Source organism: Paenibacillus sp. FSL H8-0168, from assembly GCF_038592955.1.
Classification (GTDB): Bacteria; Bacillota; Bacilli; order Paenibacillales; family Paenibacillaceae; genus Paenibacillus; species Paenibacillus polymyxa_B.
The window spans coordinates 5,443,558-5,460,860 of record NZ_CP151948.1 but is presented as its reverse complement, the minus strand read 5'-3'; the positions used below and the strand labels follow the sequence as shown (position 1 = coordinate 5,460,860).

Here is a 17,303-nt window from a genome sequence, read left to right as displayed (position 1 = left end):
TAGCCGTCTGATTTTCCTCTGATATAGACCCGCTAGAATGTTCTTATTGCTAAAAGAAGCTGAAAATGAGAGCAGGGTGAGTAGATAATGAAGGAAAAGAAAGAACTGCAATCCACGCCTAGCATTTGGCGCAATGGCCGTTTTCGACGGATGTTTGCGGCGCACACGGCTGCCTCCTTTGGCGATTGGTTTGATGCTATCGCCATTCAGGTGCTTGTTGCCTATCGCTGGGAAGCCGACCCTATGATGATTGCACTGATTCCGGTAGTGATGGCCCTACCGGGTCTGCTGCTGGGTTCCATCGCGGGCACGTTAGCCGATCGGGTACACAAGGCCAGGCTGATGATCGTCTGCGATGCAGCTATCGCCTTATTGACGCTGGCCATCCTCGCCGTCCCGGGCCCGGCGTGGCTGCTGCCTTTGCTTGGTCTGCGCGCGGCGGCTGGCGTATTCCAAATGCCTTCACAGCAAGGCTTGACCCGCACGGTAGTCGCCAGCGACGACCTGTTTCGGGCGACCTCGCTGAATGGGCTGGTCAATCAGGCCTCCAAAGTGGCGGGCCCATTACTGGGCGCTATGACCTTGACTGTGTTGTCCCCTCAGGCATGCATTATTCTCAATGCATTGCTGCGTCTCTGTTCCGGCCTGTTGCTGTGGCCGCTGCGCGGAATCGGTCCGGCGCTGGTCAGCGCAGACCAACAAGCTGTTGCAGCCGGGCAGCAAGGAAAGTCGGCTGCGCATACGGCGCCTGAGGCTGATGAAGCCAAAATGCGGGAGGAGCATGTCCGCGCATCTCGTTTTTTCAACCAATGGCGTGAGGGCTGGGCGTTTTTATGGCGCAGTCGAATGCTTTTGCATACGCTTATATTCGGACTTTTCGGCTTGATCGCCATTCTCATGATCGACTACCAGTTCCCTACATTGCTGCGAGTGCTCGCTCCAGGTAATGAATCGCTGCTTGGCTGGCTGGTTTCAGCCATTGGTGCTGGCGCCGTCGGCTGCATGCTTGTGCTTAATCGCTTGAATCGCATAAGCGCAGGCTGGGGGCTCGGTGGTGGATATGTGCTGGTTGGCGGGGCTATTGCTGCTTTAGGCTGGGCACAACCCGGAACAGGATTTCCTGTACTGCTTATGATCGGGGCCGTGCTGGGCGTGGGCAACGGCCTGTACATTATCACCCAAAATTATATATTACAAGCCAAAACCCCTGCTGATATGGTGGGGCGCGTCTTTGGTATCCAAAGTACCGTGATTGGAGCAATCATGGTCGTTTCCCCGCTTGCAGGGGGAGTATTGATCCGAATAGCAGGGGCGGGAACGGCTTTTGTCTGGATCGGGATGACTGTTGGAATCTTGGGTTTGGCAGGCCTGCTGCTTCAATCCGTAATTTGGCGCGAGTCCCTCGCTGATTCTAGCCTGACTACGGAGCAAAATGCAGACCTTGCGTAGTCGATCTTGCGCAATAATTTGCTTTGATTTTCGTCATTTATATTTTTAGCATGGGAGAGATCATGATGACTCAACAAACTTCATCCTCAGAGCCTGTGGCACGGTTACTTGAAGGATCACGGGTATACTTGCGTCCCGTTAACGTAGAGGACACCGAGCTATACTATAATACATTGTTCGATCAGGATGTGCGGAGGCTGACAGGCACACAACGCAGCTTTACCAAGGATCAAATTGCCCGTTATATTGAAGCTAAAGGACAGGATGCCTCAAGCCTGTTGCTGTTGATTGCGCTTCGCGAAGATGATCGTGTCATTGGGGATATAGCCCTGCAGGATATGGACAGCCTGAACCGCAGTGCCAACATCCGTATTGCGATCAATGAGCAGGGAAATCAGGGGAAAGGCTACGGTACCGAAGCGCTTGTACTCATGCTGGGTTACGGATTCGGTATCTGTAATCTGCATCGGATTGAGCTGAATGTATTTGATTTTAATGAACGTGCCATTCGTTGCTATGAAAAAGTAGGCTTTCAGCGCGAAGGTGTGCAGCGGGATGCTTTATTCTACAATTATGAATACCATGATTCGATTCTGATGAGTATGCTGGACCACGAATACCGCGACCGCTATGTGAAAAAAGCAGAAAATTGATTCAACACGTTTACACGGGTTTGCAGAAGAGATATAATTAAAAGATAAGATTGCTCGTTTGCGCAAGTATGACCGACAACATCAAATGAATATATGAATTTACCGGAGGAGCCTGTCACCAAGGCTCCTTTATGTCTTTTTTAGGGGAACCTGTGCTGTATTTCGGGTTTCCCTTTTTATTTTGCGAGCCGTTTGTTTTAGGTCAGACACATATTTTGCACGTTTGTTTAGCATTTTATGATTATCAGTTTTCTTCAATATTGTGGGATATGCGCAGATGAGTTCAAGGATTAAATAAAAGGAGGTTATCAGCCTATGCAATTTATACTATATCTTCTGCTGATTCTACTGTTCACAAAAGTCGCGGGTCATTTGTCCGTCAAGCTCGGTCAACCAGCGGTGTTGGGAAAGCTTATCGCAGGAATTGTCCTGGGCCCAGCCGTATTAGGATGGGTTCAGAATGATTCGCTGATTCATGATATGTCTGAAATCGGCGTGCTGCTGCTGATGTTCATTGCTGGACTGGAGACGGATCTGGATCAACTTCGACGTAACTGGAAGCCTGCGGTAGCTGTGGCGGTTGGAGGAATTATTTTACCGTTAATTTGCGGTTTTGGTGTAGGGGAAGCCTTTGGATTCTCGGTGCATGAAGGCTGGTTTCTAGGAATTATTCTGAGTGCTACCTCGGTAAGCATTACGGTACAGGTACTCAAGGATATGAATAAGCTGAATACCCGGGAAGGCTCGACCATTTTGGGTGCGGCAGTGCTGGATGATGTGCTTGTCGTGGTGCTGCTAGCGGTAGTAATGAGTATATTCGGTATGGGTGGAGAAACTTCGCTGGGGCTTCTTGTTGGCAAAAAGCTAGTTTTCTTCGTCGTAGCTATTCTAGGGGGCTGGTTCGTTGTTCCATGGCTTATGAAAATACTTGCTCCACTCAAGGTGACTGAAGCAGTCATCACGACTGCGTTGATTATTTGCTTTGGGTTTGCGTATTTTGCGGATATGTTGGGGATGGCAGGGATTATCGGAGCCTTTGCGGCCGGGATTGCCATTGCACAAACCAGCTTTAAGCACGTCGTAGAAGAAAAGGTGGAGCCCATCGCTTATTCCATCTTTGTTCCTGTATTTTTTGTCAGCATCGGATTAAATGTTTCCTTTGAGGGAGTAGGACAGCAGCTCGGATTTGTTGTTGTTTTGACACTGATTGCGCTGGTGACAAAGCTAATCGGGGGAGGTCTCGGGGCGCGGCTGACGGGCTTCGATAACCGTTCTGCACTTGCGATCGGCTCCGGGATGATATCTCGCGGCGAGGTCGCACTTATTATCGCAGCTACCGGTCTACAGTCGGGTCTGTTGGCACAGCAATATTTTACATCGGTGATCATTGCCATCATTCTGACGACCTTGGCTTCGCCTCCGATTCTCAAGCTGTGTTTTAGCGATAAGAGGGAGACTTCCGCTCACGATACAGAAAAGAAGGCCAGCATTGACAAGTCATAACGAGAGCTTCAACAGGTCATAACAAAAAGCCCCTTCGGGTACAGCTTCTCATAGCGTGCATGGAAAGTCTGATTTAGAGTAAAGCGGACTTTCCATGCAGCATGAGAAAATGGGCAAAGGGTCTTTTTTATGCTAAATGTGCTGCAAGAATAGGGAAATTAGGACTCGGACACCACAGTGAAACGTTGGTTCAGATGTTGTGGTTTTTCGATTTCGTCCACTACGGCAACTGCATAATCTTCGTAGCTGACATAGCTTGCACCTTTGGAATTAACCAACAGCGTGTCTTTTCCCACTTGGTAAGAGCCTGTACGTTTACCCAGAGCAAATTCCGCAGAAGGACTAATGAAAGTCCAGTTCAGGTCGCTGGTACCACGCAAAATTTCCAAGTTTTTTCCTTGGTTATTTGCTGTTGGATATACGAAATCAGGGAAGCCGGGGGCATCTTTTACCAAAAGTGTTTGGGATTCGTCAGTGAACAAGCTGCCTGCACCACCTACGACAATCAGGCGAGTACCGGATACATTACGCAGACCTTCAATTAGTACGTTACCTGCATCGACATGCAGATGCTCTTGTCCGAGTGGAGCGGCAAATGCATTAACGACTACGTCAAAGCCTTTCAGATCATCTGTTTTCAGATCAAAAACGTCTTTTTGTACTACAGTAGCACGACTTTCTGTTACTTTAGCCGAGTCACGGACGATGGCGGTTACTTCATGCCCTCTGTCTAATGCTTCTTTTACGATATTACTTCCTGCTTTACCGGTTGCACCAATAACTGCAATTTTCATAATAGATAGCCTCCTATAAATATGATGTGGATGATTCATTCGTTTGATCGTAAATGTACCCAGTGCATTTACGAACTTTAATATGTAACTATTATAGTTACAATATAAAATAAAAGTCAAGTTCTTCTGTTGGGCAAACTAAAGTCCTCCGATTGGAAAGAGAGGAACTCGTTTAAATATATAAGGTGAAACTGAATGAGCAAACTTAAGCCATATTGGATATATGTAGACCACAGATAAGAAAGGAAGAGTGAACCGATATGAGTAAAAAAGTACAGCTTGAAACCGCAGCACAAAAATTTGCAGACGATAATGCCAAGCCTCCGTTTCTATATGATTTGGGTCCTGAAAAAGGACGTGAAACGGTCAATGAGGTTCAATCCGGTCCAGCAGACAAACCTGCCGCAGATGTAGAAGATCTAACTATTCCAGGTGGGCCTGGCGGTGAGGTAAATGTCAGAATTGTTCGTCCACAACAAGTGACAAGCGATCTCCCGGTCATTGTATATATTCACGGAGCAGGCTGGGTATTCGGTAATGCCCACACGCATGATCGTCTGATTCGTGAATTGGCAGTCGGCTCACAGGCAGCCGTTGTATTCCCGGAATATAGCTTGGCACCTGAAGCTAAATATCCGACGGCGATTGAGGAAATTTACGCGGTCGTTCAATGGGTGGCACAGCATGGGCGCGAGCATGGACTGAAGCCCGATACGCTGACGATAGCCGGAGACAGTGTCGGCGGTAACATGACCGCGGCCGTAACGCTGCTGGCCAAAGAACGCAGTGGTCCTTCCATCCGGCAGCAGTTGTTATTTTATCCGGTGACGGACGCTTCCTTTGACACGGAATCCTACCAGGAGTTCGCCACAGGATATTTCCTGAGCCGCGAAGGAATGCAATGGTTTTGGGATCAATATACGACAGATCCCAATGAACGAGCGCAGATCACGGCTTCCCCATTACGTGCCACCAGAGAACAGCTCAAAGGGCTACCGCGTGCGCTGGTCATTACAGGCGAGGCCGATGTGCTGCGCGATGAAGGTGAGGCCTATGCGAACAAGCTGCGTGAAGCAGGGGTAGAGGTAACCGCTGCACGCTTTCAGGGCATCATCCACGACTTTGTGATGCTGAACCCATTGTCGGAAACCGCGGCCAAGCGCGGTGCGATCACGCTCGCTACCTCATGGCTGCGCCAAGGGTTTGAGGGCTAGTACACTATAGAGCGTTTTAAGGGTGCCGTCGTGTGATTTGATCCAGTTCTTTGAACGATTGGCTGTCTTCTTCCTGCTGACATCTATTACAGGGAAGGCAGCCTTTATACATATCTGCAATGAAACCGCTTCACGTTCGTCGAACAGAGTGATAATATAAAATTTGAACGAGTTTGACTGACATTCAGCCTAAGGGGGATATTCATGCCATTTCAGGGGCAACGCATTCTACCTGCAGCTAAGCATATGAAGCAGCTGGAGGGTATTTTGGACAGTTCTTATGAGTATGCGGTTTTTCTGGATACGCATGTAGCGCAGCTGCGCAACCTGTACCAGATGGCTAGAAGTCGCAACAAGCAAATGCTTCTGCATGCCGACCTGGTGCAAGGCTTGAAGAATGACGAGTATGCGGCTGAATATTTGTGTCAGGAAATTAAGCCGTTTGGGATTATTTCGACCCGATCCGGGGTGATTGCAACCGCTAAAAAGAAGGGGATTCTTGCTGTACAGCGGGTGTTCCTGCTCGATACGATTGCGCTGGAAAAAAGCTACGCGCTGGTGGAAAAAACACGACCTGATTATATTGAGGTGCTGCCCGGTGTTGTTCCACCGATGATTAAGGAAGTTAGCGAACGCACGGGCATTCCTATTTTGGCGGGCGGACTTATTCGCACCCCTGAGGATGTGGAAGCGGCGTTGGCTGCGGGAGCCACAGCAGTTACGACCTCCAATAAACAACTGTTCGAGCATTATAAGCAATAGCTTTTATTTGAATCAAGTGGGCAACCATACATAAATATGCAAGGAGGCTGGAAAACGATGGAGCAATACATTCTTGCCTTGGATCAGGGCACAACCAGTTCGCGGGCCATCTTGTTTGATCGGCAGGGAAAAGTGGTATACAAGGCACAACGGGAGTTCCCACAGTATTTTCCCCAGCCGGGGTGGGTAGAGCAAAACGCAAATGAGATATGGAGCTCTATTTTGGCCGTCATCGCCTCCTGCTTGTCGGAATCAGGTGTGAAAGCCAGCCAAATTGCCGGGATTGGTATTACGAATCAACGGGAAACCGTAGTGGTGTGGGATAAACATACGGGTCTGCCTGTATATCATGCACTGGTATGGCAGTCACGGCAAACAGCCGGGATCTGCGAGGAATTGAAAAGCCGTGGATTTGATCATATTTTTCATAGCAAAACGGGACTACTCATTGATCCCTACTTTTCTGGCACCAAGGTCAAATGGATACTCGACAACGTCGAAGGGGCACGAGCTCAAGCGGAGCGTGGGGATTTGCTGTTTGGTACGATTGATACCTGGCTAATCTGGAGATTGTCCGGTGGTAAAGCACATGTAACGGACTACTCCAATGCGGCCCGCACACTCATGTACAACATATATGAGCTAAAATGGGATGAGGAGCTGCTGGATATTCTCGGCGTTCCTGCGTCTATGCTACCAGAGGTGAAATCATCTTCTGAGATATATGCTCATACGGTGGATTATCACTTTTTTGGGCAGGAAATCCCTATTGCCGGAGCGGCGGGCGATCAGCAAGCAGCTCTATTCGGTCAGGGATGCTTTGACAAGGGCATGATTAAAAATACATACGGTACAGGATGCTTTATGCTGATGAATACGGGAGATGAACCCTGTGATTCGGAGCATGGACTGATTACGACCATTGCATGGGGGCTGAACGGTCAGGTAAAGTATGCGCTGGAGGGCAGCATTTTTGTAGCTGGGTCTGCTATTCAGTGGTTGCGTGACGGGTTGCGTATGTTCCGTGAAGCCAAAGATAGTGAAGCGTATGCGGCGCGTGTGACCTCGACGGAGGGGGTATATTTTGTCCCGGCCTTTGTGGGTCTGGGCAGCCCGTATTGGGACAGTGACGTGCGCGGCGCGACATTTGGTTTGACGCGGGGAACGACCAAGGAGCACTTTATACGAGCGGTACTGGAATCGCTGGCCTACCAGACTAAAGATGTCCTAACTGCCATGGCGAACGATTCGGGTGTACCTGTGCGTTCATTGCGTGTAGATGGAGGTGCTGTGATGAACGAGTTCCTGATGCAGTTCCAGAGCGATATTCTCGATTTGCCTGTAGAACGACCTGCTGTGAACGAGACAACTGCACTCGGTGCGGCGTATTTGGCGGGACTGGCAGTTGGGTTTTGGAGCAGTCTGGATGAAGTCCGGGGATATGCGCAGAGTGATCATACCTTTACTCCGTCCATGAGTGAGGACGTGCGGACTGAGCTTTATGGTGGCTGGAAAAAGGCAGTTCATGCCGCAATGGCGTTCAAGTAGAGATAGTTTTAGGTAGAAGGCAGCCATCTGGCAACAGGCAGATTTCCCTTTTCATAGCGTACTGTGTGTGCTACGATATAGATAAGTTAATACTCGTCAGGAGACTTGGAGAGACCATGAACCGCTCGGCATCCGCCGCAGCGATGTTCGTGGTCTTTTTTTGTACCTTATGATGATTCGGTTGGCAGATTGCATCATGAATATATACAAAGCTGGAGGGATACATGATGGGAGAACAGGGATTTGCTGCGCAGGAGAGAACCGCTGTTTTGGAACGTATGGGAGATGAGCATTTTGATATTTTAATTATTGGCGGCGGCATTACAGGGGCGGGGATTGCGCTGGATGCGGCGGATCGTGGTTTGAAGACAGCACTGGTGGAGATGCAGGATTTCGCAGCAGGTACGTCCAGCCGCTCGACCAAGCTAGTGCATGGTGGTCTTCGTTATTTGAAGCAGTTTGAAGTTAAGATGGTAGCCGAGGTTGGGAAGGAGCGGGCCATCGTATTCGAAAATGGCCCACATGTGACCATACCGGAGCGTATGCTGCTTCCTTTTCACAAGGGCGGCACGTTTAACGCATTCACCACCTCTGTCGGGCTGCTGGTATATGATTTCCTTGCTGGTGTTAAGCGTAGTGAGCGCCGTCGGATGCTGGACATCCAGGCTACGCTAGAGCGCGAGCCTTTGCTGAAGCGTGATGGACTGAAGGGAAGCGGCAGCTATGTGGAGTACCGCACAGATGATGCTCGCCTGACGATTGAGGTCATGAAGGAAGCTGTTACACGAGGGGCGCTGGCGGTGAACTATGCCAAGGCTGACAAGCTGCTGTATGACGAAGGACGAATAAGCGGTGCAAGCGTAACGGATCGGGTAACGGGAAAGCCATACGAAATTCGAGCCTCACTGGTTATTAATGCGGCCGGACCATGGGTAGATACGTTGCGGGAAATGGATCGCTCCAAAGAGGGCAAGGTGCTACGCCTGACGAAAGGTATTCACCTGGTGTTCGATGCTGAGCGCTTTCCACTCAAACAGGCAGTGTACTTCGATACACCGGATGGACGCATGGTATTTGCCATCCCACGTGATGGAAAAACCTATGCAGGTACGACCGACACGGTGTATGAAGGGGATACGGCGCATCCTCGGATGACCGCCGAAGATCGGGCATATGTGCTTCAAGCGATCAACGGAATGTTCCCGGATGTGAAGCTGACTGTTACGGATGTAGAATCCAGTTGGGCAGGGGTACGGCCGCTCATTTATGAAGACGGTAAAAGCCCTTCAGAAATTTCACGTAAGGACGAAATTTGGGAATCCCGCTCAGGTCTGATCACGATTGCAGGCGGCAAGCTGACGGGCTACCGGAAAATGTCCGAACTCGTCGTGGATCGTGCGGTGCGGAAGCTGGGGCGCTTGCATGGGCAGAGCTTCCGGGCATGCCGCACCAGACACATCCCGATTTCGGGTGGCAGCGTAGGCGGCTCGGCGGGCTGGGACGCGTACGTAGGTAAGCAAACCGCAGCAGGTGTTGCGCTTGGCCTGTCGCCGGAAACGGCTAGAGCATGGGCAACCCGCTATGGCTCCAACACAGAGCGGCTGTTTGCCATAGCGGCACGGAGCATGAAGGAGGCTACCGAGAAGGAAGCTACCGAGAAGGAAGCGGCGCTGCCTGTGGAAGTGCGTGTCCCGCTCCTGTATGCGATGGAACAGGAAATGACGGTGACACCGTCTGATTTTTTCATACGCCGAACCGGGGCGCTGTTCTTCCAGATTGACGAGGTGAAGCGCTGGAAACAGCCCGCCATCGCATGGATGTCCGAACATGCAGGCTGGAGCGCCGCGCAAGAACGCCAATATACGGCTGAGCTGGATGCTTACCTGTATGAAGCTGTAACGCCTGTAGAGGCAGAGGTGAAACCCGGTGACGTTAAAGCCATCTAATAGGAACGAGGATGCGTACCCTTTACCGCTCCGCTTCTCTACAATCGTTTCGTTCTCGCCACTGCTTTATGCGGAAAAGGGGCCTACAAAACAAAAGCAGCGATTCTCCAATAACAAGAGAATCGCTGCTTCTTTGTATACAGATGGCTTACAGCATCAAGTGGAACAGGAACGGGGCGGCTGCCAAGGTAAAGAGAGCGGCGAGCACCATCGAGATGCTGGATATCGTCCCCGTCAGCGAACTGAACTCGAAGGCTTTGGAAGTGCCAGTACCATGAGCACCGGTACCGAGCAGCACCCCACGTGAGACTTCATTTTCAATACGGAACAGTTTTACAATCATCGGACCGATAATAAGACCGCTCAAACCGGTCAGAATAACGAATACAGCCGTGACCGTCGGATTGCCGCCAATCGTTTGCGATACATTCATCGCAATGGGTGTCGTAATGGAGCGAGGAATCAGGCTGCTCAGCAGCGAAGAATTCAGATGCATCCACTTGGCAAGCGCCATGGAGGACAACACGGCTACAACAGACCCAGACAGCACGCTAAGCACGATTTGAGTCGCGTGTTTTTTTAACACAGGGAAATATCGGTACAAAGGGACAGCAAATGCAATCGTAGCTGGCTGTAGCAGCATGGACAGCAAGTGAGCGCCCGAATTATAAGAACGGTAGTTCACACCCGTCAGCGTCAAAATCAAAATGATAACAATAGGTGTAATGAGCAATGGAGACAAATACACCTTGGGCAGTGTGCGGTACATGCGTTTGGCCATCCAGTAAATAGCGAGTGTCAATACAATACATAGAAGACCGGTCATGATGATTTATGCTCCTTTCGTTTACCAAGCAGACTGGCGACCATACCTGTGCAGGCCATCACCAGAAAGGTGCCGAGCAGCACGACCAGCATGATGCTCATACCATCGTGTTCTAGCATCGGCCAATAATTCATAACGCCGACAGCAGAGGGAATAAAGAATAATAGCAGCTCGGCAAGCAACCAGTTTGCGCCAACTTCAATCCAGCTTAGCCGGACCAAGCCGGTTTGCAGCAGAATAAAAAGGATCAGCATACCAATGATACTACCGGGTACAGGCAGGTGGAGCCAGGAGACTACCGCGTTCAGGATGAGCGAAAAGGCCATCAGGACGGCGATCTGGAGGACACCGCGTATGAAGCTTTTCATATATAATGGCTCCTATCTTTGAGATCGGTTATTTTCAAACTGTAATGAAATTTTACATCACAAGCTTTCATGAGTAAAATGCATATAAAGAATGTAATCTATTCCGTTTGTCTATGGGAGAAGGTGTAGGTTTGGATATCCGACATTTACAATATTTTTTGGAAGTCGCGCGGTTGCGTAGCTTTACAAAGGCAGCCCAGAGCATGTTTATTACCCAGCCGACGATCAGTAAGACGATTAAAAGTCTGGAAGATGAACTGGGGGTCGCTTTGTTCGACCGAATTGGCAAAAGAATCGAACTGACGGACGCGGGCAAGGTAATTGAGCTTCAAGCACAAGCGATTGTAAAGTCCTTTCAGAGCCTGTCCTCGGAGCTGAGTGATTTGATGAACCTGAAAAAGGGACATATCCGTATTGGCCTGCCCCCTATGGTCGGATCGAGCTTTTTTCCGCGTGTCATTGGAGAATTCCATAAGGCATATCCTGATGTGACCATTCAATTATTTGAGGACGGGGCGAAGAAAGTGGAACGGGACGTAGAAGCCGGGGCATTGGATATCGGGGTGATTGTGCTGCCTGCGGTTGGAGATATGTTTGAGACATTTCTGTTTGTGGAGGAAAAGCTGAATTTGCTCGTTCATCCTACGCATGCATTGGCAGAGTGCAAGGAGGTACCGTTATCTGCGCTGGCGGAGGAGGCGTTTGTACTGTTCCGTGAGGATTTTACGCTGCATGACCGTATCATTGCGGAATGTGTTCGTGCTGGCTTTCAACCGCGTGTAGTCTACGAAAGCTCACAATGGGATCTGATTAGCGAAATGGTTGCTGCAAACCTGGGAGTAGCGCTGTTGCCGGAGGCTATATGCCGAGATCTGGATTCCGAGCGTTTGCGTGTTCTTCCATTGGTGGACCCCGTCATTCCTTGGCATTTGGGGATGATCTGGCGGAACGATCGTTATCTGTCCTTTGCAGCCAGAGAATGGATATCGTTCACACAGCAATTGTTGCGGACGGAATATGGCGGGAAGTAGTCAGTCCGCGAGAAGGTGAGTACGATGCAGATGTGTACCGAAGGAGGACGAATACTGCTTACATCATAAAAAAGCTGCCCTGAGGGGCAGCGATGTAGCTTGCTTCTATGAGTGTGTTTGGTTTATTGCACGCTTGGTGTGAAGGTACTTGTCCATAATACGGTCAAGTCTGGAGGATTTGTCCAATACACGTTCATCTTTTAATCCGTGTAAGTCAGCCATGCGATTCAGTTCACGGCGTTCTTTTTCCATGAGTTTTTCCAATTGTTCGAGGTTCACAAAGCCCACCCCCCATGTCGATTGTAAGGCATGTCTCCACTAGCGGCAGAAGTTTTTTTTGATAACGATGTTATTTCCATTTTACCACTTTTTATTAACAATAATCCAGCTTTCCTGACATTTAGCGACTAATATCTATGGTTTTGCCAGTTTCACCTGATTGCGTCCTGAACGCTTAGCTTCATATAATGCCTCATCTGACTTTTCCAGTAAGTGCCTCGATGCAATGACAGGTGAACTGCCTGCTCCGATGGATACGGTTAGCGAGATTGAGGTTCCGTCATTCAAAAGAAAACGTTCATTTTCCACAGCTTTCCGAATTTTTTCGGCAAAGCTTGCTGCTTTCTGACTATCACAATTTCCAATCAGAATGGCAAATTCCTCTCCGCCCTTACGGGAGGGGTACGCCCTCGTTGTAGATTCCCGGGTTAACAGCATTCCCAATTGGCTTAAGACGGTATCTCCGTTCAAATGACCATACGTATCATTAATATTTTTAAAGTGGTCAATATCCAGCATCACAAGTCCAAAGGGTTGTTTTGTAGTCTTGGAAGTATGAAAGACCTCATCGAATAGCGCATCGAAAGCACGTGGACTGTAGAGTCCGGTTAAATGATCCCGATTTGCAGCTTCTTCCAGTAGATGAACAGCCCGTTCTGTTTTTTTGATATAGGACATCATAAAATAAGTGAACAGGCCGCCAAGCAACTTAATAGTTGTGATTATTATCATAGATTCATTATCAGGAGGGTTAACTACAAAGAAAGTAGATAACAGCGACACTACAGCAGCTCCAAGTACGGCCGACATCCACTTGCGGAGTGTTAGGCTTTTTTCTCGAATAAAGATAAGTGAAATGCCCAGTGTCATGAAACAATTGACGGCAGCAGTCAGAGAAACATCTGTCCAACCACCTGTGATGTAAATACGGTACAGGCTTATGATCAAGGTGGTCAGCAGACCGGATACCGATCCTCCCATATAAACAGATATGATAATCGCCAATTGGCGCAGATCGACCACAAAGTGCCCACGGACCCATAAACCGGTCATCATTAACAGAATGCCAAACAGACCCAGCATTAAACCGTTCATTACCCGATAAATGAATATATGTTTTTTTAGGTAACGTTCATATTTCCGGAAAAATAAATTTCCAAAGAATAAGAAGCTTGTTAATAACGCAAAATTGTTAATTAATTCTTTTAACATATCCCTATCCTTTATGCTGTATTGAGAGTTGTAGTATCGTGGGGAATAAAGCAAAAGGCCTCGTTTCTATATTTCGGTAAAAAGTAGGCATGAGTGAATACCAATTGAATACAAACGATTCTTATGTCCCTTACGTTTCGTTTATCTACGTGGTACAGTGAAAGGACTATGACCGGAACGGGTGATCGTATGAAGGAACCAATTCACATATCGGTGCGTCCACTTGTGGAATATGTGCATCGGAGCGGCAGCATTCATAGCGGCTTTCGATCGAATAGCAGTATGCTCGAAGGAACTCGCGTGCATCAGGTTATCCAGAAAGGTTACAAGGAGCATGACCGCAAAGAGGTACATTTACGTACAGAAATTCCGTATAAGGATGAATTGTTTATCATTGAAGGCCGCTGTGACGGACTGATTGAGCTGGATGGCGTATGGACGGTCGATGAAATTAAATCGACCTCTTTGCCACTCGAAGATATTCAGGGTGACGGCCAACCTGTACACTGGGCACAAGCATTTCTGTATGCCTATATGATTGCTCGTGAGGAACAACATCATTCGATGCAGGTCCAGCTTACTTATGTACAGGCACACAGTGAAGACATTCGCCGATTCAGACGAGAACTATCCTTTACTGAGCTGGAAGCTTTCGCACAGGAGATGATTGCTGGTTATGCACCGTATGCATTCCTGCTGAGAGCACATGCGGAAAAGCGGGATGCCAGCATTGCTATGTTGAACTTTCCCTTTGACACGTATCGTTCGGGTCAGCGAACGCTCGCGGGCTCCGTGTTCAAGACGATTGCCGAAGGGGTTAACCTGTTTGCCAAAGCACCTACAGGTATTGGTAAAACGGTATCCACCTTGTTTCCTGCGATTAAGGCGATCGGCGAAGGGTTGGTGAGACGAGTATATTATGTGACGGCTCGTACCACCACTCGGGCAGCAGCCGAAGAAGCTTATGCCAGAATGCAGGTTCAAGGGCTGCACATGCATGTGGTGACTTTGACTGCGAAGGATAAAATTTGCTTCAAGGATGAAAATGATTGTGATGCTGGATCATGCAGCATGTGCGAGGGCTATTACGACCGGATCAACGGTGCGGTTTCCGATATTTTGGCGAACGAGACGTTAATGACCCGGGCGGTGATTGAGCATTATGCGCGCAAGCATAAGGTATGTCCCTTTGAATTTTCCCTAGATGTGGCGTATGCCTCGGATGGTATAATCAGTGATTATAATTATGTTTTCGATCCACGGATTTCTTTGAAAAGATTGCTGGAGGAGCACAAGCGAAAAGGTGTTGTACTGGTGGATGAGGCGCATAATCTGGTAGAACGCGGCCGGGACATGTTTTCGGCGGAAATTTTGAAATCTTCTTTTTTGGAACTGAAACGAGAATTTAAGTTGCTAAGCCCAGAGATTGCTGCAGCTGCGAGTGCAGTGAACGCACATATGATTACGCTGCGCAAGCAATATGCAGATACAGGAAAAGCAGTGGAGACAGCAGCACCGCAAGAGGTACTGGAGCTGTTGGTGCCTTTTGTGGAAGCAGCTGAACGTGAACTGGTAACGGGGGGCAGTACAAGCCATGCAAGCGGTGAGGGTACGGCTTATGCATTGCTTCTAGATACGTATTTTACCGCTCAGAATATGCTGCGAATTGCAGCTTTATATGATGAACGGTACGTTACTTATGTGGAAGCAGGGCGCAGTGAAGTGAGGGTCAAGCTGTTCTGCCTCGATCCTTCTCACTTGTTGGGACAAGCTATTAAGGGCTACCGCTCAGCCATTTATTTTTCCGCGACGTTGACACCGCTTGCTTATTACCGGGACATGCTCGGAGCAAACGAGGAAGATTATACGTTACAGGTTCCTTCGCCCTTCCATCAGGAGCAGTGGGATGTACGTCTGCTGCCGCTCTCCATCCGTTATCGGGATCGTGAACGTTCCAAAGGGGCGATTGCGGATATGCTGGCTGCATTGGTTGTGGAACGGAAAGGAAATATCCTTGTATTTTTCCCGTCCTATCCATATCTGCGTGAGGTGTATGAGGAATTCATGCTTCGGGACGTGTCCGCAAATACGTTGGTACAAAGCCCGGGGATGACCGAACCAGAGCGGGATCAATTCCTAGAGGCCTTCCAGCCTGGGCAAGAGCACACCTTGCTTGGCTTTGCCGTATTGGGTGGTGTGTTTGCTGAAGGTGTCGATTTACCTGGGGATCGCTTAAATGGGGTAGTGGTCGTCGGCGTCGGCTTGCCGCAAATTGGAGCAGAGCGGGATGTGCTGCGGGATTATTTTTCGGAACAGGGACGGAATGGTTTCAACTATGCGTATGTATATCCGGGAATGAACAAGGTTCTTCAGGCAGGTGGCAGACTGATTCGCACAGAGCACGACGAAGGATTGCTGGTCCTGGTAGATGATCGTTTTGCCAAGGAACCATATGCTTCTTTGCTGCCTGACGAATGGAAAAGCTACCGTCTGACGGAACAAGCGGGATTAAGGAAGGAATGGATAGACTATGAACTTTAATTTTCATAATGACTCCATACGCGGGGTGCTGCGTAGCTTTGGACATGAAGATGCCGAAGTGGATAATATAGAGACTTTTGTGACATTTGCGCGCTTGGCTAATGGTATTTTCAGAGAAATGGATACGGATTTTAGCAAGTTGGGGGCTTCTCAGGGTCGGATTATTGTTCTTAGCCTGTTGCATTGCCATTCGCCGCATCGCATGACACCATCAGAGTTGGCGGAAAAAGCTGATGTGACGCGTGGAACCATGACGGGGCTGATCGACGGATTAGAGCGAGATGGCATGATTGAACGTGTGGCTCATGAGAGTGACGGGCGGATGGTGACTGTCGGATTAAAAGAGGCAGGACGAGAGCTGTTAAGTAAGATAGTCCCTTATTATACGAAGTTGATTCGGTCGTGTATGTCTGAGTTTACGCCGCAGGATCATAAGATGATGAAGGGTTTACTGGGAAAAATGAAAGGCGGTTTTGAGCGGTCCTTGCCGAAATGCTGAGTTCCTAACATAGGGAATAAGGAATAGGAGAGAGAACATGTTCTTTTATACAGATGAGGTCTATGAAGCCCGTGATTTTGGCTCAATGGATGCCAGAGAAGGCGAGTGGAGAAATTGCGAGTTTACCCGATGTCGCTTTCGGGGTGTGGAGATGAATGAGTCCCTCGTGGAAGGCTGTACTTTTGTGGACTGTGATTTTACCGGAGCCATTCTGAATGCATCTCACTACAAGGAGTCGGCTTTTACCAATTGTTTGTTCACCAGCGCCAATTTGTTTGTAGTCCGGTTTGATAACTGCAAGCTGGTAGGTTCAGATTTTGCGGGGGCGAATATGGATGGTATCACAATTACGGGCGGAGACTGGTCTTATACGAATTTGCGTCATGCAGATTTAAGAAAACAAGATTTGCGAAAAATACGATTCAAGGAAGCCGACTTATCCGAATGCAATTTGGAAAAAGCAGATTTGCGGGAGGCGGATCTTACCCGGGTAAGACTGCACAAAGCCCATCTTCAAGGAACAGACCTGCGCGGTGCGAAGATGGATGGCGTGAATTTTAAAGATCTGGACATCACCGGAGCCAAGTTGGATATCGAGCAGGCAGTAGCGGTGGCCCGCTCCTATGGAGCCAAGGTGGAAGGCTAAAAAGCACGGGATACAGGACCCGTCTCGATCTG

Annotated in this window: 16 protein-coding genes; 11 read left to right on the top strand and 5 right to left on the bottom strand. The window is 48.9% G+C overall.

The window, feature by feature from the left end; translation table 11 throughout:
• Positions 1 to 87: 87 nt before the first annotated feature.
• The 3 genes from MHI21_RS24200 to MHI21_RS24190 all read left to right on the top strand — a co-directional run bounded on the left by MHI21_RS24200 (position 88) and on the right by MHI21_RS24190 (position 3,605).
• Positions 88 to 1,449 carry an MFS transporter gene (locus MHI21_RS24200; protein WP_342419039.1) on the top strand — a complete coding sequence of 454 codons (1,362 nt, stop codon included), beginning with the start codon at positions 88 to 90 and terminating at the stop codon, positions 1,447 to 1,449.
• Between the two features lie 65 nt (positions 1,450 to 1,514).
• Positions 1,515 to 2,102 carry a GNAT family protein gene (locus MHI21_RS24195; RefSeq protein ID WP_342420242.1) on the top strand — a complete coding sequence of 196 codons (588 nt, stop codon included), beginning with the start codon at positions 1,515 to 1,517 and terminating at the stop codon, positions 2,100 to 2,102.
• Between the two features lie 315 nt (positions 2,103 to 2,417).
• A complete protein-coding gene (locus MHI21_RS24190; RefSeq protein WP_342419038.1) occupies positions 2,418 to 3,605 on the top strand; it encodes a cation:proton antiporter in 1,188 nt (395 codons plus the stop codon).
• Between the two features lie 158 nt (positions 3,606 to 3,763).
• Here MHI21_RS24190 and MHI21_RS24185 read toward each other — a convergent pair whose 3' ends face one another.
• Entirely contained in the window at positions 3,764 to 4,399 is a 636-nt protein-coding gene (locus MHI21_RS24185; RefSeq protein ID WP_039271761.1) for an NAD(P)-dependent oxidoreductase, read from the bottom strand.
• Between the two features lie 260 nt (positions 4,400 to 4,659).
• Here MHI21_RS24185 and MHI21_RS24180 point away from each other — a divergent pair, with 260 nt between their 5' ends.
• The 4 genes from MHI21_RS24180 (at position 4,660) to MHI21_RS24165 (ending at position 9,869) form a co-directional block, all read left to right on the top strand.
• Positions 4,660 to 5,613, top strand: coding sequence for an alpha/beta hydrolase (locus MHI21_RS24180; protein ID WP_342419037.1), 954 nt, complete (start codon positions 4,660 to 4,662; stop codon positions 5,611 to 5,613).
• Between the two features lie 204 nt (positions 5,614 to 5,817).
• The gene (locus MHI21_RS24175) at positions 5,818 to 6,375 is read left to right on the top strand and encodes a glycerol-3-phosphate responsive antiterminator (protein WP_025721809.1); all 558 of its coding nucleotides are present in this window, start codon (positions 5,818 to 5,820) and stop codon (positions 6,373 to 6,375) included.
• A 57-nt stretch (positions 6,376 to 6,432) separates the two neighbouring features.
• The gene (glpK, locus tag MHI21_RS24170; RefSeq protein WP_342419036.1) at positions 6,433 to 7,923 is read left to right on the top strand and encodes a glycerol kinase GlpK; all 1,491 of its coding nucleotides are present in this window, start codon (positions 6,433 to 6,435) and stop codon (positions 7,921 to 7,923) included.
• Positions 7,924 to 8,150: 227 nt separating this feature from the next.
• Entirely contained in the window at positions 8,151 to 9,869 is a 1,719-nt protein-coding gene (locus MHI21_RS24165; protein ID WP_342420241.1) for an FAD-dependent oxidoreductase, read from the top strand.
• Between the two features lie 148 nt (positions 9,870 to 10,017).
• On the opposite strand, the gene MHI21_RS24160 is transcribed toward MHI21_RS24165, so the two are convergent.
• Positions 10,018 to 10,695, bottom strand: coding sequence for a CidB/LrgB family autolysis modulator (locus MHI21_RS24160; RefSeq protein ID WP_013312486.1), 678 nt, complete (start codon positions 10,693 to 10,695; stop codon positions 10,018 to 10,020).
• The gene (locus MHI21_RS24155; RefSeq protein ID WP_013312485.1) at positions 10,692 to 11,063 is read right to left on the bottom strand and encodes a CidA/LrgA family holin-like protein; all 372 of its coding nucleotides are present in this window, start codon (positions 11,061 to 11,063) and stop codon (positions 10,692 to 10,694) included. The genes MHI21_RS24160 and MHI21_RS24155 overlap by 4 nt, the downstream gene beginning before the upstream one ends.
• A 131-nt stretch (positions 11,064 to 11,194) precedes the next feature.
• On the opposite strand from MHI21_RS24155, the gene MHI21_RS24150 reads away from it, so the two are divergent.
• Positions 11,195 to 12,094 carry a LysR family transcriptional regulator gene (locus tag MHI21_RS24150; protein WP_245248344.1) on the top strand — a complete coding sequence of 300 codons (900 nt, stop codon included), beginning with the start codon at positions 11,195 to 11,197 and terminating at the stop codon, positions 12,092 to 12,094.
• Positions 12,095 to 12,199: 105 nt separating this feature from the next.
• Here the strand turns inward: MHI21_RS24150 and MHI21_RS24145 are convergent, their stop codons facing one another.
• A complete protein-coding gene (locus MHI21_RS24145; RefSeq protein ID WP_013312483.1) occupies positions 12,200 to 12,373 on the bottom strand; it encodes an aspartyl-phosphate phosphatase Spo0E family protein in 174 nt (57 codons plus the stop codon).
• A 135-nt stretch (positions 12,374 to 12,508) separates the two neighbouring features.
• Positions 12,509 to 13,585, bottom strand: a complete 1,077-nt coding sequence (locus MHI21_RS24140; protein WP_341162819.1) for a diguanylate cyclase — start codon at positions 13,583 to 13,585, stop codon at positions 12,509 to 12,511.
• Positions 13,586 to 13,753: 168 nt separating this feature from the next.
• Here MHI21_RS24140 and MHI21_RS24135 point away from each other — a divergent pair, with 168 nt between their 5' ends.
• From MHI21_RS24135 to MHI21_RS24125, 3 genes are read left to right on the top strand one after another with little or no spacing between them, the layout of a single operon-like run.
• Positions 13,754 to 16,126, top strand: a complete 2,373-nt coding sequence (locus MHI21_RS24135; RefSeq protein WP_342419035.1) for a helicase C-terminal domain-containing protein — start codon at positions 13,754 to 13,756, stop codon at positions 16,124 to 16,126.
• Positions 16,116 to 16,625, top strand: coding sequence for a MarR family transcriptional regulator (locus tag MHI21_RS24130; protein WP_013312480.1), 510 nt, complete (start codon positions 16,116 to 16,118; stop codon positions 16,623 to 16,625). Before MHI21_RS24135 ends, MHI21_RS24130 begins: the two co-directional genes overlap by 11 nt.
• A 37-nt stretch (positions 16,626 to 16,662) precedes the next feature.
• A complete protein-coding gene (locus MHI21_RS24125) occupies positions 16,663 to 17,271 on the top strand; it encodes a pentapeptide repeat-containing protein (RefSeq protein WP_028540785.1) in 609 nt (202 codons plus the stop codon).
• Positions 17,272 to 17,303: the final 32 nt, after the last annotated feature.